21 protein-coding genes and 1 pseudogene are annotated in these 23,328 nt (G+C 65.6%); 12 read left to right on the top strand and 10 right to left on the bottom strand.

Annotated elements, in window-relative coordinates:
* Positions 1-14 precede the first annotated feature (14 nt).
* Positions 15-938: a LysR family transcriptional regulator gene (locus tag FLX08_RS25940; RefSeq protein ID WP_142622286.1), complete on the bottom strand. Its 924-nt coding sequence runs from the start codon at positions 936-938 to the stop codon at positions 15-17.
* A 149-nt stretch (positions 939-1,087) separates the two neighbouring features.
* On the opposite strand from FLX08_RS25940, the gene FLX08_RS25935 reads away from it, so the two are divergent.
* Positions 1,088-1,519 carry a PAS domain-containing protein gene (locus FLX08_RS25935; protein WP_142622284.1) on the top strand — a complete coding sequence of 144 codons (432 nt, stop codon included), beginning with the start codon at positions 1,088-1,090 and terminating at the stop codon, positions 1,517-1,519.
* 59 nt (positions 1,520-1,578) lie between these two features.
* Here FLX08_RS25935 and FLX08_RS25930 read toward each other — a convergent pair whose 3' ends face one another.
* Complete coding sequence (locus FLX08_RS25930; RefSeq protein WP_142622282.1) at positions 1,579-1,914, bottom strand: hypothetical protein; 336 nt, start codon at positions 1,912-1,914, stop codon at positions 1,579-1,581.
* A gap of 10 nt (positions 1,915-1,924) precedes the next feature.
* Complete coding sequence (locus FLX08_RS25925) at positions 1,925-2,509, bottom strand: DUF5958 family protein (RefSeq protein WP_208761660.1); 585 nt, start codon at positions 2,507-2,509, stop codon at positions 1,925-1,927.
* A 247-nt stretch (positions 2,510-2,756) separates the two neighbouring features.
* Between FLX08_RS25925 and FLX08_RS25920 the strand changes: the two genes are divergently transcribed.
* Complete coding sequence (locus FLX08_RS25920) at positions 2,757-4,931, top strand: phosphocholine-specific phospholipase C (RefSeq protein ID WP_142622280.1); 2,175 nt, start codon at positions 2,757-2,759, stop codon at positions 4,929-4,931.
* Positions 4,932-5,233: 302 nt separating this feature from the next.
* Here the strand turns inward: FLX08_RS25920 and FLX08_RS25915 are convergent, their stop codons facing one another.
* The gene (locus FLX08_RS25915; RefSeq protein ID WP_142622278.1) at positions 5,234-6,199 is read right to left on the bottom strand and encodes a ketopantoate reductase family protein; all 966 of its coding nucleotides are present in this window, start codon (positions 6,197-6,199) and stop codon (positions 5,234-5,236) included.
* 87 nt (positions 6,200-6,286) lie between these two features.
* Between FLX08_RS25915 and FLX08_RS25910 the strand changes: the two genes are divergently transcribed.
* Positions 6,287-6,856 (top strand): TetR/AcrR family transcriptional regulator, encoded by a 570-nt coding sequence (locus FLX08_RS25910; protein ID WP_142622276.1) that lies wholly within the window; start codon positions 6,287-6,289, stop codon positions 6,854-6,856.
* A gap of 39 nt (positions 6,857-6,895) precedes the next feature.
* Entirely contained in the window at positions 6,896-8,017 is a 1,122-nt protein-coding gene (locus tag FLX08_RS25905) for a sensor histidine kinase (protein WP_142622274.1), read from the top strand.
* A 221-nt stretch (positions 8,018-8,238) separates the two neighbouring features.
* On the opposite strand, the gene FLX08_RS25900 is transcribed toward FLX08_RS25905, so the two are convergent.
* On the bottom strand, positions 8,239-9,345 hold the full coding sequence (locus tag FLX08_RS25900) for a sensor histidine kinase (RefSeq protein ID WP_142622272.1): 1,107 nt from the start codon (positions 9,343-9,345) through the stop codon (positions 8,239-8,241).
* Positions 9,342-10,007 carry a response regulator transcription factor gene (locus FLX08_RS25895; protein WP_142622270.1) on the bottom strand — a complete coding sequence of 222 codons (666 nt, stop codon included), beginning with the start codon at positions 10,005-10,007 and terminating at the stop codon, positions 9,342-9,344. The genes FLX08_RS25900 and FLX08_RS25895 overlap by 4 nt, the downstream gene beginning before the upstream one ends.
* A 202-nt stretch (positions 10,008-10,209) precedes the next feature.
* Between FLX08_RS25895 and FLX08_RS25890 the strand changes: the two genes are divergently transcribed.
* Together FLX08_RS25890 and FLX08_RS43460 are read left to right on the top strand one after the other, a co-directional pair.
* Positions 10,210-11,265, top strand: a complete 1,056-nt coding sequence (locus FLX08_RS25890) for a ChaN family lipoprotein (RefSeq protein WP_142622268.1) — start codon at positions 10,210-10,212, stop codon at positions 11,263-11,265.
* A gap of 238 nt (positions 11,266-11,503) precedes the next feature.
* A pseudogene (locus FLX08_RS43460) lies at positions 11,504-11,743 on the top strand (transposase); the annotation flags it as partial.
* Here FLX08_RS43460 and FLX08_RS25880 read toward each other — a convergent pair.
* From FLX08_RS25880 to FLX08_RS25865, 4 genes are all read right to left on the bottom strand, one after another.
* Positions 11,661-12,050 (bottom strand): HAD family hydrolase, encoded by a 390-nt coding sequence (locus tag FLX08_RS25880; protein WP_244312897.1) that lies wholly within the window; start codon positions 12,048-12,050, stop codon positions 11,661-11,663. The pseudogene FLX08_RS43460 and the gene FLX08_RS25880 sit on opposite strands and share 83 nt — an antisense overlap.
* Before the next feature lie 269 nt (positions 12,051-12,319).
* Complete coding sequence (locus FLX08_RS25875) at positions 12,320-13,372, bottom strand: hypothetical protein (RefSeq protein WP_142622266.1); 1,053 nt, start codon at positions 13,370-13,372, stop codon at positions 12,320-12,322.
* Positions 13,373-13,506: 134 nt separating this feature from the next.
* Complete coding sequence (locus tag FLX08_RS25870) at positions 13,507-14,166, bottom strand: HAD family hydrolase (RefSeq protein WP_167530570.1); 660 nt, start codon at positions 14,164-14,166, stop codon at positions 13,507-13,509.
* A 258-nt stretch (positions 14,167-14,424) separates the two neighbouring features.
* Entirely contained in the window at positions 14,425-14,868 is a 444-nt protein-coding gene (locus tag FLX08_RS25865) for a very short patch repair endonuclease (RefSeq protein ID WP_280117132.1), read from the bottom strand.
* Between the two features lie 290 nt (positions 14,869-15,158).
* On the opposite strand from FLX08_RS25865, the gene FLX08_RS25860 reads away from it, so the two are divergent.
* From FLX08_RS25860 to FLX08_RS25835, 6 genes are all read left to right on the top strand, one after another.
* Positions 15,159-16,337, top strand: coding sequence for a DNA cytosine methyltransferase (locus FLX08_RS25860; protein WP_167530569.1), 1,179 nt, complete (start codon positions 15,159-15,161; stop codon positions 16,335-16,337).
* 113 nt (positions 16,338-16,450) lie between these two features.
* Positions 16,451-20,671 (top strand): bifunctional RecB family nuclease/DEAD/DEAH box helicase, encoded by a 4,221-nt coding sequence (locus FLX08_RS25855; protein WP_142622260.1) that lies wholly within the window; start codon positions 16,451-16,453, stop codon positions 20,669-20,671.
* A 495-nt stretch (positions 20,672-21,166) separates the two neighbouring features.
* Positions 21,167-21,490, top strand: a complete 324-nt coding sequence (locus FLX08_RS25850) for a hypothetical protein (RefSeq protein ID WP_208761658.1) — start codon at positions 21,167-21,169, stop codon at positions 21,488-21,490.
* An 85-nt stretch (positions 21,491-21,575) separates the two neighbouring features.
* A complete protein-coding gene (locus FLX08_RS25845; RefSeq protein ID WP_142622256.1) occupies positions 21,576-21,773 on the top strand; it encodes a hypothetical protein in 198 nt (65 codons plus the stop codon).
* A gap of 393 nt (positions 21,774-22,166) precedes the next feature.
* On the top strand, positions 22,167-22,367 hold the full coding sequence (locus tag FLX08_RS25840) for a hypothetical protein (RefSeq protein WP_142622254.1): 201 nt from the start codon (positions 22,167-22,169) through the stop codon (positions 22,365-22,367).
* Positions 22,368-22,578: 211 nt separating this feature from the next.
* Positions 22,579-23,034, top strand: a complete 456-nt coding sequence (locus FLX08_RS25835) for a hypothetical protein (RefSeq protein WP_142622252.1) — start codon at positions 22,579-22,581, stop codon at positions 23,032-23,034.
* Positions 23,035-23,328 lie beyond the last annotated feature (294 nt).

Genomic DNA, 23,328 nt, shown 5'->3' with positions numbered 1-23,328 from the left:
GCCCTCTCCCACGCTCAGGCCACGCCGCCGTCGTCCGGTGGGGCGGGGGGCACCTCGTGTGCGGTGAGGCGTACGGCGAGCGCCGCCGCGGCGCCGGAGAGCCCGGACCAGCGCCGGCCGCACAACAGCAGGTTGCGCTTGGCCCAGGAGTTCGTCAGGTCCACGACCCGCAGGTCGTACGTACGCCGCCAACGGTCGATCGCGCGCGCGGGAACCACCGCGATGCCGACGCCGGCCGCCACCGCGCTGCAGATCGCCTCCGTCGTCGGCAGATGCGCCCGATAGCGAGGGCGGAGCCCGAGCGGCTGGGCCTGCCCGCTCAGGTGCTCCTGCAGCGGGTTCCCCTCGGTGAAGCCGACGAACGGGTGGCCGAGGCACTCGCTGAACGCGACGTGAGCCCGCGCGGCCAGCGCGTGGCCTGGCGGCGTGACGACGACCAGCGGGTCGGGACGCAGCATCGCCCGTTCCAGCCGGCCCGAGTCCACCGTGTCGGCGATGATCCCCAGCTCCGCCCGGCCGTCGGTGACGGCGGCGACTATCTCGTGGCTCGGCCGCTCCTCCAGCTCCAGGTCGATGTCGGGATTGTCGGCCATGAAGCCGACTATCACCGACGACACGAGCGTTTCGGTTGCCGAAGTATTCGCCGAGATCACCAATGTGGACCGCAGGCCGTCGGAATATCGCGACAATTCAGAACGCATCCGAGCAATCTGCTCAACGACCTGACGGGCATGGGCCACCAGCAGCCACCCTGCCGGTGACGGCACGACACCACGGCGATGCCGGATCAGCAGCGGCGCTCCCAGAGCCTTCTCCATCGCCTTGATCCTCGTGCTGGCCGAAGCCAGCGACAGGTGTGACCGCTCCGCGCCCCCGGTGATGCTGCCCTCGTCGACTACCTGTAGGAACAGCTGAAGATCGGTCAGGTCGTACGTCATGGTCGAGACGCTACCCACCTCGGTCCCACTGGGGAGGCTTCGGGTGAGCCGAAGGCTCGCCCCCAGAAGAACTCATTGTGAACTCGGGTGCAGACGTCAAGACTTTGTACTGATAACAGGATCTACAGATTCCCCATTGGGAGGCATGAATGAACCACATCGCCGCGGACTGGGGTTTGGACCAATGGGCGGACCGGATCCTCGAACAGGCCGGCGTCGGAGTCACCATCCTGGATCGCCACGGAACGGTGATGTACTACAACAAGTGGGCTTCGGAGCACCTCGACCGGAAGCCCGAATACATCGGAGACGACGTCCGGAAGCGACATCGCCGAGCGGTGACCAATCCCCGTTTCGACGCCATGCTCCGGCTCTTCGAAGAGGGCCGCGTCGAGCCGGTGCGCTACGTCGCCAGGCCGTACGGCAAAACCACGATCCTGGTCACGGTCTCACCGATCCGAGTGGACGGCGAGCTGGTCGGCTTCTCGCAGATCGTCCTTCTCAAGGACGAGATCCAGGAGCTCTGCGCCCGGTTCGACACGTCAGGACGCGAATCCTTCGAGCGAGAAATGCTGCCCTGACCTCGATCTTTCCTGCCCATGACGGTGACAGGCCGATACGCGAAAGCCGCGAGGCCTCGTCAGACAGAGGGGCTCTGCCGGCGGCTCGCCGGACCGAGGTCCCGTCCGTCGAGAACCTCGATGTCCGTGATCTTCGTCGCGGTCGAGTCCAAGCTCAGCCAGACAACGTGGTCACCGTCGCGTTCCAACTGCACCACATAGCAACCTGAAGACCCTGGCGGGGCGGTCAAGAGGTTGGCGCACGTGGGTTTACAGGTGCACACGCCGTAGAACAGCAGGTCCTTGACCGTGTCGGCGAGCGGATCGCTTTCGTCCTGCTCGCGCAGCAGAGTGATGATCTCGGCGGCGAGGTCGGGAAACACATCCGTCAGGCGGGGATGCGGTTCGGCAGTCACGAACGGCACGTTACACAAGCGCCCATCCCGCTCGTAATAAGCGAATTGCTTGAAAACGGAGCCAGTCAGCCCCGCTGGAGGCGGTTACGGGCTGGTCGCATGAACGGGCGTCGCGGTAGCGGTCGCTGTACGCAGCGCCAGGCCGGCAAGCTTGTTCAGAGGCCCGGATCCCTTCGCGATCGGGCAGTGGCCGTTCCGTTTCGCGTAGGTTCTTCAGGTGGTGCCATGCGTGGCCGCATCCGGCGGCGCAGTAGCGCTCACGCCGACGCCCATCCGCGACCGTCAGGAGCGCGACCAGAAGACGGAATGCCTTGACGTGCTCGTCCTGTGGCAGATTGACGATCTTCGCCAGTTGCCCGGGCAGTCGCCCGCGCGTTATCAGTACCGCCGGAGTGTGGGTGACCCGAATACCCGCCAACTGGACACTTTCCGGCCCGTCCTCGGCGACGGCACCGGCCTGCATGCAGTAGTAGGCAAGCTCGCGGAGCACGACCAACTGGTGCTCGGCTTCCAGCCCCTCGAACCAGACGACACCCTGCGGCATCGGACGAAGGCCCTGCGCCAGTTCATTCAGAATGACCGCATGCTCGTGCACGTCACTCTGCCTATCATCACGGCCCCTCGCTGAGCACCGGCGCGACTTCACGAGTTGCTACGCGCGGCCTGGAACAGCTTGCTGATCCCCGTGGGGGGTGGTCCGTGTCGCTGGCCTGCTTTGGCTGCCTTCGTGCCCGTACGGACGGCACCGATCGGCAATGTCGGCTTTGGCTTCCCGTCGCCTCCGGGCAAGATCTCGCGGTTAGCGTCGTGCGGCCACATTCCGCACGTGAAGGTCTGAAGCCATGCCTGAACTGTCCCGCAGAAACTTCCTCGGCACTGCCGCTGCCGTAACAGGAGCGGCCGCCGTCGGCGCCGCGTTGCCCGGCGCGAGCGCCGCCGCGGCCACCCCGCAGAAGAAGCCCGGTCACCCGCCCAAGCCGTACGGCGACATCCGTGACGTCAAGCACGTCATCGTGATCATGCAGGAGAACCGCAGCTTCGATCACTACTTCGGCGCGATGAAGGGCGTGCGCGGTTTCGGTGACCGCTCGACCATCGTGCTCCCCGGTGGCAAGACCGTCTGGGAGCAGCCGAAGACGTTGACCGACGGGGCCGAGACGCAGTACCCGTGGCGGCTGAGCGGCGCCAAGACCTGGAGTGGGGCGACCCCGCCGAGCGCCGAGCTCGGCGCCGCCAACTACGGCGGCACCAGCCACGGTTGGACCGACCAGCACGGCGCCTGGTACGGCGGCCTCATGAACGGCTGGTACTACGCCAAGGGCGGCCCGACCACGCTGGGCTACCTGGACCGCCGTGACCTGCCGTTCCACTACGCCCTCGCCGACGCCTACACGGTCGGCGACGCCTACCACTGCTCCGTGCTCAGCGCCACCGGGCCCAACCGCACCTTCCTGTGGGGCGGAACGATCAACGCCGACCACAAGCACGGCAGCTTCACCGCGTACGACGGCGGCGACGAGCGCGGCAAGTTCCTGCCCTGGGAGTCCTACGCCGAGACGCTCCAGAAGGCGGGCGTCAGCTGGCGGGTCTACCAGTGCGCCGACGACTACGGCGACAACGGCCTGGAGTATTTCAACACCTTCGGCAAACTCGACCCCACCCAGGGCGGGACGGCCGCACCGGGCGACGTCTTCTACGACAACGGCGTGAAGAACGTCCCCGAGCCGGTCACCGGGCTGTCGGGCAACGCCGACAACCTCATCGCCGCGATCCGCGCCGACGTGCTCGGGGGCACCCTGCCGCAGGTGAACTGGATCGTGAACAACCAGTTCTTCTCCGAGCACCCGGTCACGGCGCCCAGCAACGGCGCGTACTTCCTCCGCGGCGTGCTCGAGGCCCTCAACGCCGACCCCGACGTGTTCGACTCGACCGTGGTGATGATCAACTACGACGAGAACGACGGTCAGTTCGACCACGTCCCGCCGCCCGTGCCGGGGCCGGGCGAGGCGGACGAGTTCGTCTCCGGCACCATGGCCGCGTACGGCGTCACCGAGCCACTCCCCGTCGGGCTCGGCTTCCGCGTGCCGCTCATCCTCGTCTCGCCCTGGACCCGCGGCGGCTGGGTGACCTCGGAGGTCTCCGACCACACCTCGGTCATCCAGTTCATCGAGAAGTGGACCAGCGCGCTCGGCAAGCCCGCCATCTCGCCCAACATCAGCGACTGGCGGCGCAAGGTCTGCGGCGACCTGACGTACGCCTTCGACTTCGAGAAGCCCGTTTACGGCATGCCCGACCTGCCCGAGACCGGGCCGCTCATCCCCGAGACGCGGTACACCCCGCTGCCGGGCGACAACACGATGCCGACGCAGGAGGAGGGCACCAAGCGGGCGCGGCCGCTGCCGTACCAGCCGAACGCCAACCTGACCGGGTTCACCGGCGGGCCGTCCGGCACCGTGGCGAACCTGACGTTCAGCAACGAGGCCCCGTTCGTGACCAAGGCGAGCCACTTCTCCGTGTACAACAACCGCGCCGGGATCCCGTCGCTGGCGCAGTATCCGGCCGCGTTCCCGGGCCAGTACACGGTCGCCGCGGAGTCGACCGTGTCCGGCACCGGCGCCGTGGGCTCCTCCGCCGGCGACACCGCGTACGACATCACCGTCATCGGCCCGAACCGTTTCCTGCGCCGATTCGCCGGCGACGTCGCCACGGCGGGCAAGGACCTCGTCGTCGAGGCGGACTACTACGACGGCAAGTCGACGAAGAACCCGAAGCTGAAGCTCTGGCTGCGCAACAACGGCAACACCCGCGTGACGTTCACGATCACCCACAACAACTACATCTCCGGCAAGCCGCACACCGTGAAGGTCAACGCGCACGGCAAGGAGGCGTGGACGGTGAACCCGGTGAAGGAAAGCGACGGCTGGTACGACGTGACGGTCACGGTCGACATCGACGGGGGCTGGTCGCAGCGGTTCGTCGGCCACCTCGAGACCGGTGAGGCCAGCATCACCGGCTGATCCGGCGACCACATCGACGGCAGGCCCTTCCCACCACACGGCGCTTCCCACCACACGGCGCTTCCCACCACACGGCCCTTCCCGCCACGCCTTGACCGCGAGTGAATCGCGTCCGGGCCCGCGGGGAGGGCCTGCCCTTCCCGGGCGCCGCGGCATGCCGTTGCCGACCGGTCAGCGCGGGGCGGGAAAGACCCGGCCGGCCTGTGAACGGCGGTCGGTCGACCGGTGCGACGCGTTCGGCTCCGGAAGCGGCGGATCGAGGAGCCGGCTATGGACCACCGGGACCGACGACATCGGTGAAATCAACCTCGACCGGTCGCCTCGCGGGAAAAGTATGGTTTCGCCGCTTCCAGCCGCGGCACCGAGATGCCCAATCGGCGTGCTTCGGCCAGGGTGTCCCGGCACACCTCACGCGGCTCCTCGGCCTCGGGGTCGGAGTGCGCGGCGAAATTCGCCCGTAGGGGCGCGAAATGAGCGGTCACCCAGGCGAGCAGCGGGGCGGTCAGCCAGGTGGGCACACGGAACAGCAGCACACCGCCCCTCTGACGCCGCAGGTCGACGCCGCGCGCCTCGATGAGCGGCAGAAGCTCGCGACCGGCCAGCAGCCCCTCGCGCAGGTCGCGCGTCGCCCCGGCCAGCTTGGACAGGGAACCCAGCCGCAGGCCCTGTGAGAACAGGCCGGCATCCGACACGAAATGGACCCACAGCCAGCCGCGGAAGTCAGGCCGCTCCTTGATCCGGAGCCCGGCCTCGCGAAACGCCTGGCGCACGGCCCGCTCCCGGTCGGTCGGGGGCGGGCCGAGGGTGCCGAAGACGACCGACGGCAGCAGCGCCCCACGGAGCACGCCGTCCGCGCCGAAACCGCCACCGGCCTGGGGAAAGCCCCAGGCGACCCGGTCGACGGGGAGTGTGCCGATCGCGGACAGCGGCTCGGCCCAGATGTTGCCGAAGACCAGCACCGTGGCCTGGCCGACACGCGGGGACAGGAAGGCCGTCGCCTCCGGGAGGCGATGGTGCGGCACGCTGAGCACGATCAAGTCGAAGTCGTGGTCCGGCTCCAGCGCCTCGCGATAGCGCACCGGCCACCTCTCGACGACGCGCCGCCCCCACACCCGGCGCCGCATATCGATCAGGTCGAGGTCCACCGCGTCTCCGTACGTCGCCGCACGGCCCGGCCGGACGTAGAACTCGACGTCATGTCCCGCCTGTTGCAGGGCCCAGCCGTACACGGTGGCGATCACGCCCCGGCCGAACATCAGGATCTTCACGCTGCACCTCGCGGGGTATGATCTGGAGACAATCTCCACTTTGAAAAATATGGAGGTCATCTCCACTTTGTCAACGCGAGGGAGCGCATGACCGCCCACAAGCCGCTGCGGGCCGACGCCCGACGCAACCGCGATGTCCTGATCGCCAAGGCACGAGAGGTCTTCGACGCCGGCGACTTCTTCGACCTACGCTTCGACGACTTCGCACGCCTGGCCGGAGTGGGCACCGGCACGCTCTATCGCCACTTCCCCACGCGGGAGGCACTGGCCGAGGCGGTCTACCACGGGGAGGTCGCCGCGCTGTGCGACCGCGCCCGGCAGCTCCAGGCCGCGCTGCCCCCGGCGGAGGCTCTGGCGACCTTCCTACGCGGCATGGTCGAGCACATAGACGCCCACGAGGGCCTGGCCCGGACGCTGTCCACGCTCATGGCCGATCGCTCGGGTGCCCTCGCCGAGGGCACCCGAGCACTGGAACAGGCCGTCACCGACCTGCTGGCCGCCGCCGCGCAGGACGGCGCCGTTCGCGACGACGTGGGCGCCGGCGCCGTGATGATGGCGCTGCACGGCATCGGCGCGGCCCATGACCGCCCCGATTGGCGGGCCGCGGCCGACGACGTCATCACCCTCGTGCTGGACGGGCTGCGCCACCCGCTGTGACAGCGTCGCCGCCCACCGGCACGCTAGCGTTACGGCCTGATGAACCGACTTTTCCGGGGCGACGTCGAAGGCCCCCAGCTCCTGCAACGGGCCTTCTGGATGTCGTTCGGGCTGCTGTTCCTGACCCCGGTCGGGGTGGCGGTGGCCCATTACGAGGGAACGCGGCGCTGGCTGGGCCTGGCGGCCATGGTGGTGTTCGCGCTGATGTACTACGCGGCGGCGTTCGTACGGTGGAGATGGGACGACCCGTACACGGTGCGGTCGGTGACGGTGCTGGTGACGTTCGCGCTGCTGGCGGCAGGGCTGCCGCCGCTGTTCGGGCTCGACTGGCTGGGTCTGCCGATCTACCTGGCATACGTGCTGGCGATGTCGCTGCCGCCGCGGTGGGCCTCGTACGGGGTGCTGGGGTCGACGGCCGTCGTAGCCGTGGACGGGATGCTGCTCGGCGCCCCGGCCACGATGATCGGCGGATTCGCTCTGGTGCTGCTGGCGCTCGGGATGATGATGGTCGCGCTCCGGCACTCGCGGACGCTGGTGGTGCAGCTGCGCGAGGCTCGCGGCGAGGTCGCCCGGCTCGCCGCCGCCGACGAGCGGTTGCGCATCGCCCGCGACCTGCACGACCTGCTCGGCCACAGCATGTCGCTGATCGTGCTGAAGAGCGAGCTGGCGCGGCGGCTGGCCGACCGGGACCTGGCCCGCGCCATCACCGAGATCGGCGACATCGAGTCGGTGGCCCGGTCGTCGCTGGCGGACGTGCGCGAGGCGATCTCCGGCTACCGGCGGCGTGACCTGAGCGAGGAACTGGACGGCGCGCGGACGGTCCTCGCAGCGGCCGGAGTGGACACGACGGTGCGGATGGCGGGCGCGCCCCTGCCGGAGGCGGCCGACGGCGTGTTCGGCTGGGCGGTGCGCGAATCGGTCACCAACCTCGTCCGCCACGCACGCGCCTCCCGCTGCGTCATCGAGGTGGGACGCGACGGCGACGACGCGGTGCTGGAGGTCCGCGACAACGGCCGGGCCAAGGGGAAGCACGTTCCCGGCAACGGCCTGAACGGCCTGTCCGAGCGCATCGCGGCCGAGGGCGGCACGATGGAGTCCGGCCCGCTGCCGGGCGGCGGCTTCCGGGTGGCCCTCCGCGTTCCCATCGGGTCTGCCTCATGATCAGAGTCAAGCCGGCGGAGAAGGCCGGATGGTTCAATACCGGCCGGGACGAGTGGAGAGACCTCGGCCCGTCACGGCAACCACTGTGACCAGTGGCAAGACGCCACGAAGGAGGGCCTTGGCGGCGATCGCCCCGTCCACGTACGACGGGTGGCGAAGTGAGTGATTGTCACAGCCTGAGCCCTCAGGACGTCGGTGTCGGCGGACGTCTTCGGCGGGCGTCAGTCGAACAGTACCGTCATGTCCAAGCCCCCCTCGGGGCGTGGATGGGCGGTCAACTGCGCGCCGTGTGCTTCGGCGACGGCCTGCACGATGACCAGGCCCAGTCCGTGGCCGTCGGCGGTGTGGGTTCGTTCCGTACCGAGTCGCTGGAACGGTTGGAACAGCCGCCGTACGTCCTGCGATCGGATGGTTGGGCCGGTGTTGCCGATCGACAGGCGCGCGTGACCGTTCGTGAGTTCGGTGGTGATGGTGACGTGCCCGTCGGGAACATTGTGGCGGAGCGCGTTGTCGACCAGATTGCCGATCATGCTGGCGATGAGGTGGGGGTCACCGCTCAGCGGTGCAGGGTCCAGCGATGCCTGAACCGTAATGGATCGCCGGCTGGCCTTTGCACCGCGCGACGTCATCACCCGGTTGGTGACATCAGCCAGGTCGACCACTTCCCAGTGCTCGATACCCTTCTGGCCTTCCGCCAGCGTGAGCAGGGCGTCGATCAACCGTTCCTGCCGTTCTCCGAGACTGAGCGCTTCCTCGCACGCGGCTCGCAGGCTCGCCTCGCTCGCGCAGGGGTCCGCGAGCGCGACCTGGAGTACGGCGCGCTGACCGGCCAGCGGGGTGCGCAGCTCGTGCGAGGCGTTGGCCACGAAGTGACGCTGCGCTGCGAACGAGGAGTCCAGCCGCTCGAACAGGTCGTCGAGGGTGCGCCCCAGCTTGGTCAGCTCATCGTCCGGGCCGTGCAGGCCGAGCCGCCGGTTGAGGTTGGTGGCGGAGATCTCCTGGGCGGTCGCGGTCATGGCGCGCAGCGGGCGGAGGAAGCGTCCGGCCAGCCACCACGCGGCCGGCACGGTAAGGACCACGACGATGACCGCGACGGTCGCGAGCGCGGCGTCGACCTGCTGGGTGGCCGTGTCGGGCGGAAGGACGGCATCCCCCGCCTGGAGGCGGGTCCGACCTCTCCCGAAGAGGAAGCCGGCGACCAGCAGCATCGGCACGGCCACGGCCAGAACCAGGCCGGCGTACAGCGCCGTGAGCTGCACGCGCAGGGACGGCCTGCGCAGGTGACGCCGGGCACGGCCGGTCACCGTCAGGTGCGATGCGGGATTCATCGCGGGACTCCGATCCGGTAGCCGCCCTCGCGGACGGTTTCGATCACCGGCGGTTCGCCGAGTTTGGCCCGCAACCGGTGCACCGTCGTCTTGACGGCCGTGGTGAACGGGTCAGCGGCTTCGTCCCAGACCCGTTCCAGCAACTCCTCCGTGGACACAACCCGGTCACCGGCGGCGAGCAGGCATTCCAGCAGGGCGAACTCCTTCGGGGTCAGCATCATGCGTCGCCCGCCACGAAAGGCCACCCGCCGGCTCGGGTCCAGGGTCAGATCTTCCGCCTCGAGGATCGGAGGTACGGCGGGCGTCGAGCGGCGCCCCAGCGCGCGCACGCGGGCGACGAGTTCGGCGAAGTCGAACGGTTTGGGCAGGTAGTCGTCGGCGCCCAAGCCCAGGCCCTCGACCCGGTCTCGCACGGTGCCTGCGGCGGTGAGCATCAACACGCGCGACCCGGCGCCACCGGCGGCGATGTCACGGCACACGTCGTCGCCGGGTGTGCCGGGCAGGTCGCGGTCCAGCACCACCACGTCGTATCGGGTGGCCGCCAGGTGGGCCAGAGCGTCGTCGCCGTCGAGAACGACGTCCACCGCCATGCCCTCGCGGCGCAACCCGGCCCCGATCGCCCTCGCCAGAATCTCGAAGTCTTCGACGACCAGAACGCGCACGACCGTCCTCTTTTCGCCGGTGGGTTGGTGCCGTCCCGTCTACCGCGCTCGGTAGGCGGCGACCGCACTGCTCACGATGCCAGGGATCGGGTGTCAGCCGGGTGTCAGCGGCCGACACCCGGCTGACACCGGCCGTGCCGTACAACCATCCCGGAACAGCCTCCATCACACGAGCGAAATTCTCATTCGGAAAGGACCGGACGTGGAAGATCCACAGTTGACGCGGCGTAGGTTCCTGGCCGTCACCGGTGCCAGTGCAGCGGCCGGTGGACTGCTGACGACCAGCTCGACCGCCAGCACCGATGCGGCCACACCGGACCTCACCCGGGCGGTGCTGGCGGCCTTCAAGCGCCACCAGCTCGTTGCGATCGGTGAGTCACACGGTCAGCAGGAACACGGTGACGCGCAGCAGATGCTGCTCGCCGATCCGCGGTTGCCGCAGGTGGTCGACGACATCGTCGTCGAGTTCGGCAACGCGCTGCACCAGCCCACCATGGACAGGTTCGTCGCCGGCGGGGCGGTCGATGACCCGGTGTTGCGGCAGGTCTGGCGGAACACCACGCAGTCGCCCGGGGCCACCGGCGACCAGCCGATCCGTGAACAGTTCTTCCGGACTGTGCGGGCCGTCAACTGGACGCTGCCCCCAGAGCGAAGGATCCGGGTGCTGCTCGGGGACCCGCCGATCGACTGGTCCCGCATCACCACACAAGACCAGGTGGATGACTTTCTCGACCAACGTGATGCCCACATGGCGTCAGTGGTGGAGCGGGAAGTGCTCGCCAAGGGACGCCGGGCACTGATCTGCTACGGCAGCGGGCATGTGATGCACTCGCCGGCACCAGGGCAGAACGCCGACCACGGAGTTCCACTGATCGAGGAACAGACCGGCCAGCACGTCTACGTGATCGTGGCCGGCAGCCATCCCCGCCTGACAACCTGTCCCCGGCGCACCGTGATCCCGTGCCGGGGCACGTGGCTGGAATCCACCGACGCGGGCGAGTTCATGGACGCGCCGCGGCTGTGCGGCGTCCCGTTGGGGAAGCTGGCCGACGCCGTGCTGTACCTGGGGCAGCCGACGGACCTGACGCAGTCGCTGTGGAACCCTGCGATCTTCCTGGATCCGGAGTACTGGGCAGAACTCCAGCGGCGCAACGCGCTCAGCGGCAACGTGATCGACCTGGAACAGTACCGGCAGGAGCAGCCGATCACCTGGCCCGCGCCGTCTCCCGTGAGCTGCGCCACCGACCAGGGTCAGTGACTGCAAGATGCGCGGATTCACCCGGTTTGCGGCGAAACTCCGCCAACTCTCCGGCTGAACCTCTGCCATACGCATCCATGTTGCTCCTGGCCGGCGTGTTCGCGTCCGGGGAGATGGTGTGCGGGTGATCAAGCCCTGCGGTTGGTGCGGGTGAGATCGATGTGACATGAGACGGCCACTTCGTAATCCTTCGATTCGCTCACATCAACACGAAGGGGACGAAGTGGCCGTCAATGACATTGTGCCCGCTGCCGGGGAGTACTTCGAAGACACCCTGGCCGCGGCGAGCCCGGACCTGCTGCGCACGATGATCCGGGAGTTCGCCCAGCGGATGATGGACGCCGAGGTCGAGCAGATCTGCGGTGCCGGCTACGGCGAGGTGTCCGACCAGCGGGTCAACACCCGCAACGGCTACCGCAGCCGGCCGTGGGACACCCGGGCCGGGTCGATCGACCTGGCCGTGCCCCGGCTGCGCCGGCGACGTCGGCGACGAGGTTGTCTCCGATCATCCGGCCTCCCGCGTGGATGCTCATCCCACACCGCCTTGCAGCGATCTCGAACAGCCCTCGGTCGGGCTTCCGAATGCCCTCGACACCGGAGAGTGTGAAGCTGTCCACCGCCTCGGCCAATCCGGTCTGCTGGATCTTGCCGAACTGGTTGTCCGCGGTCCCGTTGGTGACGACGGCCACCTTCCAGCTGGCCGCGCGAAGCCGCGACAATCCGTCGATCACCTCAGGTCGACAGCGGACGAGGTACGGCATGCGCTTCCGGTAGCGTCCCCACAGCTCCTCGGCTGGCTCGGAAAGGTTGAAGTGCTCGCGGACCTGGGCGAAAAACGCCTCCTGGGTAGCCAGCCTGGTCCAGAGAGATTAATCATCCAACAGCTTCATGGTCCAGGCCACGATCGTTTGCAAACTCCGCAGCCCACACCCGGAAAGCTTCGTCCAGGTTGACGAGGGTGTTGTCTAGGTCAAAGAGCGCGAGCCGCTGCACAGCTCGCATCGTACGAGCAGCACAGCCCCTCAGGGGAGATCGGAGCTGCTGCAAATCGCCGTCACCCGTGCCCAGCGTGGCATGTGTTCTGCGTACGTCGGCATAGAACGGGGAGCCTGCTCCGTTCGTCCAGCACTACGCGATCGCCCAGCGGCTGGTCGAGCCTGACGACGCCCTGGCTGCGCTCGGCCTCGCCTCCGACACAGGTGCCGTAACCCTGGAAGGGCAACTGGAGTCCTAGGACCACCACATCTGGCTTCTCGCTGGCTCGCAGGGTGACGTCGGGCGGTTCTTCACCGATGCAGAAGCCGTATTCGTACTTCACCAGCAGTATGTGTTCGTCGAGCACCCCGAAGTCCGTGACGTCGGCTGCCAGGTGGTCGCCGACGGCGTCTTCGATGGTCCCGATCGCCTTCTGATCGACCGCGACGTGGTCGATGGGGCCAGCGAGGTTGGAGAAGTACAGCCTCCAGGCCGGTACGGTCGCCATGCCGCGTGTGGTCTTCAGCCGCGTGGTCGTGAAGGCGGCGCCGGTCAGCTTGTACTCCTCGTCGTCAGGGAAGATGTTCTCGTCGGGGTAGGGGGACAGCGCCAACATCGCCTCTCGCGGCCCGATCACGGGCACCCGCATCGTTGATCCGCCGTCCCAGCGGATCTGCGCCTCGGCCGGCGGAGCGGGCAGCGGGCCGGCCACGACCCAGCCGTACTCATTGTTGATCTGCTCGCTCACCTTCCGCGACATCATGCTCAGGTCTTCGAGCGGGACGAAACCTTTGCGCCAGATCTCCGCGGCCCCGCTGGTCCGCCAGGTCGAGACGGCTTGTGCGGCGTCTTCTTCAAACGTCGGTCTCAACATGCCAGAGCTGTCGCTGAGGAGTAGCACCGCCGCCAGAAGTATCGCGGCTAATCGCATGTGCTGATCTTGGCAGAGCGCCGCCGCTGACGTCGGCGGCGTCGACTGACTGGCCTTGCTAGGAAGATCGGGGCCTGTCTTTCCTTCCCGGCGCGGCACACGAACGGATTCGGACAACCTCAGGCGAAGCTGGAGAGCGATCTGCGAGGCGCCGGTCGCAGAAGTGAGCGGATCGCCACGGCCGCAACTCGAATACTTCATTACGAGTTAGATCACGACCGTCCAGTGCCGTCCAGGCTCGTCCTCCGCCCCTGATCGCGTGGCCTCGGCATGGCCCCTCAGTCCACGGCCGTCCAGGAGCGTCCAAGGTTGTTGTTAGCATCCGCGTTAGCAAATCACCGCTCTGCGCTGAGGATCTCCATCGCCTGGAGCACGTCGGTAACAACGTGGTCCGCCTGATGCTCATGACCGGGCCATGTTCCCCGGTCGACCCAGATCGTGTGAAGTCCGGCCGCGCGTCCGCCGGCGATGTCAGCGATGAGGTTGTCTCCGATCATCCAGCCCCCGGCGTCGAGAGTCATGCCACACCGTTTGGCAGCGATCTCGAACAGCCTGCGGTCTGGCTTACGAATGCCCTCGATGCCTGAGAGGGCGTAGGCGTCGACGGCCTCGGCCAACCCTGTCTGCTGGATCTTCCCGAACTGGTTGTCAGCGGTCCCGTTGGTGACGATGGCTACTTTCCAGCCGGACATGCGGAGTCGCGAAAGCCTATCCATCACTTCGGGCCGACAGCGGACGAGGTACGGCATGCGCTTCCGGTAGCTGCCCCACAGCTCCTCAACCGACTCCGAAAGGGCGAAACGCTCGCGCACCTTGGTGAAAAACACCGCACGATGCGGGTAGCCCGCCTGATCCAGAGCGATCAACCAGTCAACCGCCTCGCGGCTGAGGCCGTGCTCGTCAACGAACTCTGCGGCCCAAAGGTGGAAGGCTTCGTAGAGGTTCACAAGGGTGTTGTCCAAGTCAAAGAGCGCAAGCCGCTTCACGAGATGCATCGTATGAGCAGCACAGGAGCCTCCTCCGCGAGACGGTTCTGATGACCTTGAGGTTTAAGAGCGGTGCGGTTATCTCGTCCGTGCCGGCCCTCACTTGGGCCTCAGCTTGCAGTGAACCGGTTCGTGGGCCATGACGTGGCCGCTTTCGAGGTTCAGCAAATTGCCCGGTTACGCATCCAGGAGCTGGGGTGGAGCGTGCTCGCAAGATCCTGACCAAGCTGACATCACCGTATGCGACGGCTCCACTTCGTGAGACTCTCACAAAGCATTGCGTTGGCAGCCACGCACAGCTTCCAGGACCCGTTCCACGGCCGACTGGATAGCCTCGTGCTCCCAGATGCGTATCGGGATCCATCCAGCTGCCTTGAGAGCCTGGTCGACCTCTCGGTCCCTGTTCTTGTTTCGCTCGATTTTCGCAGACCAGTAAGCAGAATTACTAACGGGTGGGCGGTGATGCTCGGGACAGCCGTGCCAGAAGCATCCGTCAATGAACACCGCGACCCGGGCGCGAGAGAAGACGAGGTCGGCGGTGCTACGGATCGTGTTGAGGGGGCGGGTGTCGACCCGGTACCGGAGACCGCAGGCGTGCACGGCCCGCCTTACAGCCAATTCGGGGCGAGTATCTCGGCGACGGTTGCCCTGCATCACCTTTCGAACAGAGCTAGAGGTAGCCCAGGAATCTTGTGGAGGAGTAGCCCTCACTTCCCTCCTTCGGGTGATCAATGTTCCCTGTCTCAACCATCGTGCCTCGTGTCAATGCATGCTGCCAACCATCACAGCAGGTGATCGAGCAGGTTGGCCGAGTGAAGTCGGATGGTTCCACCCCGAACTTGCAGATCGGCCTGGGCGGCTGAGCTTGACATTTGACCGGGAAACCGTTGAGCTCTGAGGGTGCGGGGAGATCAACCGCACGCACAGACTTCCACACACACGCTTCTAGAGAGGAAGGCGGCGCAGTGGGTGGCCAAGATGCCACGAGGGACAACGGTACGGTGCTGTCGATCTTCACCGGGGCAGGAGGTCTCGACCTCGGCCTGGAGGCTGCTGGACTTGGGACGATCGGGTGCGTCGAGAAGGACACGGACTGCCTACGCACACTGGAAGTTAACCGACCGGGATGGAAGCTGCTGGACACGGCCGACATCATCGATGCCGCCGTCACACTCCGGCCGCGTGACCTGGGCCTCAGGCGCCGAGAACTTGACGTGCTCGCCGGCGGTCCGCCCTGTCAGCCCTTCTCAACAGCCGGACAGTGGGCACGTTCCGGCCGACGTGGTATGGACGATGCACGAGCGAACACAATTCTAGCGATGCTCGACCTGTTAGAACGATTCTTACCGCGTGTACTTCTGATCGAGAATGTCGCTGGCTTCCTCCATGGCCAGGTGTCCGCCCGGCCGTTCATAGAAGAGCGACTTACTCAGATCAACAACGAGAACAGGACTAGGTATCGCTTGTCGGCACTGGTAGTCGACGCGGCTGACTATGGGGTGCCTCAGCACAGACGGCGCATCATCGCCGTGGCTTCTCGCGATGGTCGGGGCTTCAAGCACCCTGATCCAACACATGCCGACTTTCCCATCCGGGCTTGGGACGCGATCGGAGACCTGCGCGAGGATCACCTACCGACACCGCTGGGCGCCTGGGCGGACCTGCTGCCCTGCATTCCCGAAGGCGAGAATTATCAGTACCTTACCGCTCGAGGCGGTGGCGAAGAAGTCTTTGGCTATCGAACACGCTATTGGTCGTTCCTACTCAAGCTCGCCAAGGACCGTCCAGCGTGGACACTCCCCGCTAGCCCCGGCCCGGCTGCCGGGCCGTTCCACTGGGATAGCCGTCCCCTCACCCTTAGAGAGCGGATGCGTCTGCAGAGCTTTCCTGACGAGTGGATTCTGACCGGGACACTTAATAGCCAGATTAGGCAAGTCGGCAACGCCACCCCGCCCCTCCTAGCTGAGGTCATGGCACGTGAGGTTGTGTCGCAACTCCTCAAGCGAGGACAGGTCTGGGCGACTCCACCCACCCTGTTGCGTCATCGGAGCGAATGCCCACCTCCTCCCCCGGCCGAGCCAGCCCCGGTCCCCGAGCGTTACCGGCACATGATCGGCCCCAAGCAAGCCCATCCCGGCACCGGTCTGGGCCCGGCTCCCGTGACAGCCATCGACGTCTGATGTGCTGACGCCGCCACGGGGGGCTAGCTCAGTAACCGTCGCGTTTGTTCACTCTTTGTCGGTCCTGGGGGCCATGATTGACAGACGCGCCAGCTACGTCCACAGGGGAGAGCATGTCAGGGAAGAGTGTGGGGGCATCAGGTCTTCCAGTTGTTCGCGTCAGCGAGATTGGGGAGTTTGTTCGCTACCACTCGTGCGAGCGGCGCTTCAAGTTGTCCCTCGACAACCGGAGGGCAGCCCGTCTGCTTCCCTTCGCTGAGCGGCTCTTCAACACTCTGGACCCAGTGCTTCAACAGGAGGGACGCCGGCGGGAAGACGAGTGGAGCGCCTCCCTTGATAAAGCTGGCCTGCTACACCTGGTGCCTGCGGCTATGCCACCTGACGGCGATGAGGACCCACCGTCCTGGCGAGCTTTCGCTGCCGCCGCATCCAGCCTTGGGGATGGGCAGCAGGCATACGCGCGCGAGGTGCAGCTTGAGGCCGACCTCGGGGCTTTCCACGTGCAAGGGCGCGCTGACTTCCTCCTACTGCTGTGGCGCTCTGGACGACCGCTCCTGCGGGTCGTCGAGTGCAAGGCGAGTCGTCGCGACCGGACCTATCAGCGTCTGCAGGTGGCGATCTACAGGGAACTCCTCCGGGCACTCCTCTCGCAGACCCCGCTGAGGATCGGCGGGGCTGTGCTGGGTCCCGACAACGTTGAGGCGGTCGTCGCGCGGATCGACGAGACGACTAACGAGAGCCAGGCAATTCTCGATCTCCCGCCATTCGACCTGGAGATGGAAAGTGCGGACGTCGGGCGCCTGCTCGCCCCTGACGGCCAACTGGCGCGAATTCTGCACACTCAGCAGTTGGAAAACCTCAATTACCAACTCGACGCTAAGTGCGATGGCTGCGTCTTCGACGTCCATTGTCTCCCGGAAAGCGCGCGGCTGCGTCGTCACGAACTCCTCGGAGTCAGCCCGGCGACCGCGCGGGCTTTGCGTGAGGCCGGCGTACCAAATGTCGACGCCCTCGCCGAACTGGACCTCGGCGGGACTGTCGCCGCGAGGCTGCGATCAGATCAGGCCTTCGACGAGCATCTGCCGCAGCTCGTGGAGATCGCTCGGGCCCGGCGGCGAACGCTTCCGGGCGGAGATGATGACGAGGATACCTTTGAGGTAATGGCACTACCTCATTCACCGCAGAGCCTCTTGCCAGAACACGAGAGGAACGCGCAGCGACTTGTACGGGTCTACCTCGCAGTCGACTATGACTACACGGAAAACCGAGTTGGCGCCCTGACTGCTCACATCACCAATAGCGACGCACAGCTACATACCGGATGGATCGAAGGACCGGATGGGAAGCGACGCCCGGACCCTGTGGTTAAGGAGAGGAAAAAGCTCGACGGGCAAAGAAATCCGGAGGGGCGTCAAGCGTATGAGGTCCGCCCGCTGAGCGGGGCAACGATCGTCCAGGTGGTCAGCTCCGAATGGACGGGGCGCTACGAAGAGGACACCGGCGCCGAGAGATTGTTGCTGGAAAACTTCATCCGCGAGCTGATCGATGCCGTGGCGCAGGTCGCTGACGCTGAAGAGGCATCGATTCACTTCTACGTATGGTCTCCGTCGGAGATGACCCAGCTCGTCGAGGCGTGCTCACGAGCCAGCTCCCGACTCTTGGGAGCCCTGCGGGAGCTTCTCGGGTGCCGGGAGAGCCTTGAGCAACTCATCTACTCCAGCCTTCAACAGGAAGTCGATCGGCGATACGCGCTCGGTTGGACGGGTCGTGGTCTTGTTGTCGCAACATCCCTGCGATGGTTCGGCCATCGTTATCACTGGGTACGCCGGGTGGGCGGCAAGGATGTTTCGCTCGATCAAGACCTTGAGCAAGACATTTTCGACTTCAAAACTGACCTCGATATCAACCCCGACGGCAGTTGGGCCCGTTCTGGCCAGGGACGTAAACACAAGTTCGAGATCCGGAGTCGCTTCCACGATTCGCTGACCGCTCCGTACTGGCGCGCATACTGGCAAACGCTCCCTGACCCGTCGACCGAGAAGAAGGCCGACGTTGCCAAAGCGATTGATCGCTACAACAGAATTAGCCAGCCCCAGCGGCTGCGCACCTATCTCACGGCGCGCGTCCACGCACTGCGGTGGATCGAGGAGCGCTGCACGTTCAAGAACCGCGAGATTGAGAAGCCGCCTGTTGCCATCGACGAAATCCAACGCTTCAGCCTGGGTGTGGACGACGCGTCTGCCGCAGCAATCGACTTCCTCCGGCTGGACCATTGGGTCCGCGGCGCGCAGTGGCTCTCAGACCACATGATCCCACCTGCCGCACGGGTCCCTACCGGCAGAACGCTGCCGCTCGCTGACGTCATGTCGGACGGCAAGAAACTGACCGCACGTATTGACTGCACAGGATTCGACGTCGACCTCCCCACCTTGGCGGTACGAAGCCGCTATCGCGAGGATGACTTTGTGCGGGTGGCACCGTGTGCCTCCGACCCTGACCGCGGCCAGACACCTCGTCAGCTGCTTACCGGCATTGCGTCGACATGCGTCATAAAGCGCATTGACTGGAGTACAGGGGAGATCGAACTAGAGCCCTTCCCAAGCTCTGGGGGTGGGGACCGCTACATCGTGCCGAGTGGCATTGCAGGACCGCCAGGAGTCCGATTCGCAACCGCGACCCTTGATGAGAGCATTACCGACTTCGTCGCGGGACGCGTTGAAGCCCGCCTTACCTCTAGCGTCGGGCGCCATGTGGTCGGGTGGTTCGACCCAGCGCAACCAGCCGTGCCAGCGGCACCTGCCATCCCCGAGGCCCAGAGGATGGACGACGAGGAGTTGCTCTCTCGGTTGGCCTTGCCCAGAGGCTCGCTCGCCACCGACCAGCGAACGGCCATCCTAGACGGCCTGGGCGCGACAGTGCAGCTCCTACAAGGACCGCCCGGAACCGGAAAGACCATGACAACCGCCGTCGCGATACTCACGCGAATTCAGCGCCAACTACCGGCTACCGGTGCGATCGTGCTGGTTGCTGCGACCACTCATACAGCGGTTGACAACCTGCTTGAGCGGATCCAGGGTGTCATTCCTGACTTCACGAGACATGCACGCTCAGCTAGGCGATCGATGCCTATCGTCCATGTGGCAAAGGTCGTAACGAAGCGTCCCGAATCGCCTTCAGGAAATGGCATCGAGGAGATACTGGCCACATCGTCGGCAAGGAAGATCAACCAATATACAAAGGGTGGCATCCTGGTTCTCGGTGGGACGACGGCCGCGCTACTCAAGCTCTCGACGGAACTCGTCAAGCGCAGGCCTTGGAAGGACCGCGGAGACGGATTCCAAACACGCCTGCTAATTGTCGATGAGGCGAGCATGATGGTTTTCCCTCATTTTCTCGCCCTGGCGAGCCTGGTGGAACCACAGGGGAAGATACTCCTGGCCGGCGATCATAGGCAGCTCTCACCCATCCTCGCCCACGATTGGGAGCGCGAGGATCGTCCTCCCACTGTTATCTACCAGCCTTTCACCAGCGCCTACGAGGCCGTGCGCAGGATCGCCTCGAACCCTGGGATCGGGCCGCGGAGCGTTCGCCAGTCAGCTCTTAGCTACACATTCCGACTGCCTCCCCTGATTGTTGACCTCATCAGCAGGCTGTACCGCCTCGACCAGATCGAGCTCGAAGGCATCGCACGCGCACTACCTGATCCGTCCGCGGCACCGATGGCCACCGGAGCAGATCTCAGCGATCCGCTGGCTGCGGCTTGGGCGGGCGATAGTGGGCTTTTCCTCGTGCTCCATGACGAACACGCTTCCCGGCAGGCTAACGAGGTGGAAGGCGAGATCATCGAGTCGATCCTCGCCAAAGCGCCACCTATGAGCCCTGGAAGCATCGCCGTCATCACACCGCATCGTGCTCAACGGGCACTTTTGACCAGCAGGCTCAGCCAGCACACGGTACCGGCAGGACCGGTGGACGTTATCGACACGGTCGAACGAGTTCAGGGAGGCGAACGGCGAGTCGTGCTCGTCTCGGGAACCGCGAGCGATCCTTCCGCAATCGCGTCAACAGCTGAGTTCCTCCTAGACCTCAATAGGTCCAACGTGGCGTTCTCCCGTGCACAGGACAGGCTCATCGTCGTTTGTTCGCGCAGCCTGCTCGACCACGTTCCTGCCGACCTGGAGCACTACCAAGGTGCCATGCTCTGGAAGTCCCTGCGCGCCCTCTGCTCGGAGGTCGTGGCCACCGGGGAGATGGCTAATCACCGTGTGCAGGTGCTTACTGTTCCTATGGATTCCGTGGATGAGCCGAAAAGCCCTATGGCGGATCACCAATGAGCCCATCCAGTGGGTGGCGGCAAACACTTGCCGCGCCATTTCCGATATCCACAGTGCGGACGCAGCAGCTCACCCGCTCGTCAAATGCCCGTACCCTTCCGGGTTAGCTCCGATCTTGTCGGCGGCCCCGTGGCGCGGTGATTTTTAGCTTGCTCTTGGGCGAGCGGGAACGGACGTGGTGGTCATCTCCTCGTCGGGCAGGCGTAGCCATGCTGGGCCGGACGCCTGGGGTCAAGCCGTCGTTCGTGTGTACATGCCTCCCGGTGACCTTCCGCGCTTACTGGTTGGCCTGCCGGCATCGACGGCTTGACCTTGGGCGGCCGGTCTGGCATCCCTTCGGGGTGACCGGCGAGGAGATGACCGCCTCCCACTTGTACCTTTCCGGCTCATCTCCGAGACCTCCCGCAGGTAGTTGTCGACCTCATCTCCATCGGAGGGCCGGGGGTGTGGGGGCGGAGCCCCCGCATGCTTGAAGGTGCGCGGTATCGTCCGGGCGTGGTCGAGCAGGTCTGGCAGCTGCGTCGTGGTGGGGAGATCCTCGGCGAGATCCGGGTGGACGAAGGTGACTTCCCCTGGTTGTCGGGGCGCTTTGTCGCCCGTTCCGGCTATGCGGCTGTGGAGCCGCTGTTCGTGGAGGAACTCGCCCTCATCGAGGCAGACGGCGAGCTTGACTACGACGCCTGGGAAGCGGTGTATGCGCGCATCAGCGACCAGGTGAAGTTGATCGCCCCGGACGGCTGGCCGGTAACGGACTTCCTCCTGCACATCAGCGGACAGGACGCATGGTTCCGCTGGAGCGACGTCCCATTGAAGGAGTAGTAGGCCGTGGGCTGGCGGCAGCACGCTCTTCCGGGCGCGGAGCTGGGGGAAGGTTAGGCGGAGCCCCCTGTGGCTCTTTTTCGTGGTGTCTGGGGAGCTGTACCGCGTCGCCCTGGTCGTCGTCCTGGCCGCAGTGGTCTCCGATCGTCTGGCGTTCCGTCTCGGTGGCTGGGAGCGCGTGGGCGGCGCCGGCCGGGACCGGCCGAAGAGCCGCACGCCCGGCTGGCTGGCCGACCGGCGCGCGAGGCGGGCCGCCGTAGGCGGCTCGCCCTTGACTCAGTAAGGAAAGTTTGCATCCGATCATGGAACTAGACACATGGAACTGCGGTCTTGGGCTAGGAGCCGCAGCACTCAGTCTCGCGGTCTCCACGCGTCCCTGCTGGTCTAGGGGCGAGCCTGCTTCCAAGGTGTCTCGAAGGGGCCTACCAGCGACACCATCGGGATAGCTAACGAGTGACGACGCAGCAGCTCCATCTTGTCACTACTGTGACTTAACATCCGGCAACCTGTCGGACTAGCCTCTCGTCTTACCTGCATGCGCCGGAGGCCAGCGGAAACACCGTTGAGTGATCAACGTATAGCGGCGCCCGCACGTGTTTTCTGTCGGACATCGAGGTTACATTGACACCAGGAGACCGATTCGCGTGGCTCGACGGGGGTCTAAGAGGAGGTCAGGATGGCCGTACTACACCAACTAGAGGCGCAGTCCGAAGGACTGGAGGTCATCGAGCTAACAGCCGAGGAGTACGAGGTAGCCAAGCAACGGGCCCTGGACGAACTCGGTGTTACCTATGATGAGTTGGCTCGACAGGCTAAAGAGCGGCGCTTCGACTCGCTCCGGCACCGGAAGCTCTGGCTCCTCGTCCGAGAGTACTGACCGGGCACGGCTCCTACAGGAAGCCCGCAAGTTCGGCGAGTACGTTCAACGCACCTTAAATGCCACGATCTGCGACAATCTCAAGTTATCCGCAGTCATCTCCCCGCAAGACCACAACGTTGTCATCGTGGCTAAGGGCCTGACCAAGTCCAGCCTAGTCAGCCAAGCATTTCCGCTCCGCAGAAGAAGCGGCAGCCGCGTAAGATCGTGGATGGACCTCTCCTTCCGGTTCTGCTACGACCCGGAAGGAGAGTACCTAACTGTTCTCTCAACCTTCGTCGGCGTGTATGGTGACGCCGAGGGCGAGGACCGTTTGTGTCACTTCGACTACGAACGCAATAAGGCCGACGGGTATCCGGAAGCGCACATACAGGTATATGGAGCCTCTTCTGTCCTTGAGAAGTGGGGCGGAAACCTACTCGAGCGAGGACTGCATCGTCTCCACTTCCCTGCAGGACATCGGCGATTCCGTTGGTGCCTGGAGGATGTGATCGAGTTTGTAGCCCGCGAGGGCATCGCCGACGCCAAACCAGGCTGGGCCGAGGCGATCGAGCCTGGGCGGCGTCGATTCCATCAAATGCAGCTAAAAGCGGCAATTCGGCGAGATATGGACACCGCCATCGCTTATCTTAGGGAAGAGGGCTACACCATCGCACCTCCACAATAAGCAGTCGGTCGCGATAATCAGTCGGTTCCTGCCCTACCCAGCTCCGCCAGTACTTCCGGGAGACTGGGCCTCTGGCCCATAACATCCTGTGCGTCGCCTTCGGGGTTGTCGGCCCTCATCTTCCCAGCAGGGGATCGTCATGCTGGGATCGGATCTTATTCACCGTAAGGGAGCCAGACGGCTGGCAGGTCAGCCTTGCCGTTCCCTGTCGGCCTCGATCACAGTTCGGTCCGCAGGGAGCTTACGGACCTCGCCGTCTGGCTCGGTGATGACCAGGATGGGGACGCCTTCGGC

The sequence above is a fragment of the Microbispora hainanensis genome, from assembly GCF_006874475.1.
Taxonomy (GTDB): domain Bacteria; phylum Actinomycetota; class Actinomycetes; order Streptosporangiales; family Streptosporangiaceae; genus Microbispora; species Microbispora hainanensis.
The sequence above is the reverse complement of the archived record's forward strand: the minus strand, read 5'-3'. Positions and strand labels throughout refer to the sequence as shown.

Excerpts from the sequence above, each read along its gene's own strand:
- FLX08_RS25940 (WP_142622286.1), bottom strand. The coding sequence starts at position 938 with ATGACGTACGACCTGACCGATCTTCAGCTGTTCCTACAGGTAGTCGAC.
- FLX08_RS25840 (WP_142622254.1), top strand. The coding sequence starts at position 22,167 with ATGGCCGTACTACACCAACTAGAGGCGCAGTCCGAAGGACTGGAGGTC.
- FLX08_RS25905 (WP_142622274.1), top strand. The coding sequence starts at position 6,896 with ATGAACCGACTTTTCCGGGGCGACGTCGAAGGCCCCCAGCTCCTGCAA.
- FLX08_RS25910 (WP_142622276.1), top strand. The coding sequence starts at position 6,287 with ATGACCGCCCACAAGCCGCTGCGGGCCGACGCCCGACGCAACCGCGAT.
- FLX08_RS25935 (WP_142622284.1), top strand. The coding sequence starts at position 1,088 with ATGAACCACATCGCCGCGGACTGGGGTTTGGACCAATGGGCGGACCGG.
- FLX08_RS25900 (WP_142622272.1), bottom strand. The coding sequence starts at position 9,345 with ATGAATCCCGCATCGCACCTGACGGTGACCGGCCGTGCCCGGCGTCAC.
- FLX08_RS25855 (WP_142622260.1), top strand. The coding sequence starts at position 16,451 with ATGTCAGGGAAGAGTGTGGGGGCATCAGGTCTTCCAGTTGTTCGCGTC.
- FLX08_RS25835 (WP_142622252.1), top strand. The coding sequence starts at position 22,579 with ATGGACCTCTCCTTCCGGTTCTGCTACGACCCGGAAGGAGAGTACCTA.
- FLX08_RS25920 (WP_142622280.1), top strand. The coding sequence starts at position 2,757 with ATGCCTGAACTGTCCCGCAGAAACTTCCTCGGCACTGCCGCTGCCGTA.
- FLX08_RS25875 (WP_142622266.1), bottom strand. The coding sequence starts at position 13,372 with ATGAAGTATTCGAGTTGCGGCCGTGGCGATCCGCTCACTTCTGCGACC.
- FLX08_RS25870 (WP_167530570.1), bottom strand. The coding sequence starts at position 14,166 with ATGCATCTCGTGAAGCGGCTTGCGCTCTTTGACTTGGACAACACCCTT.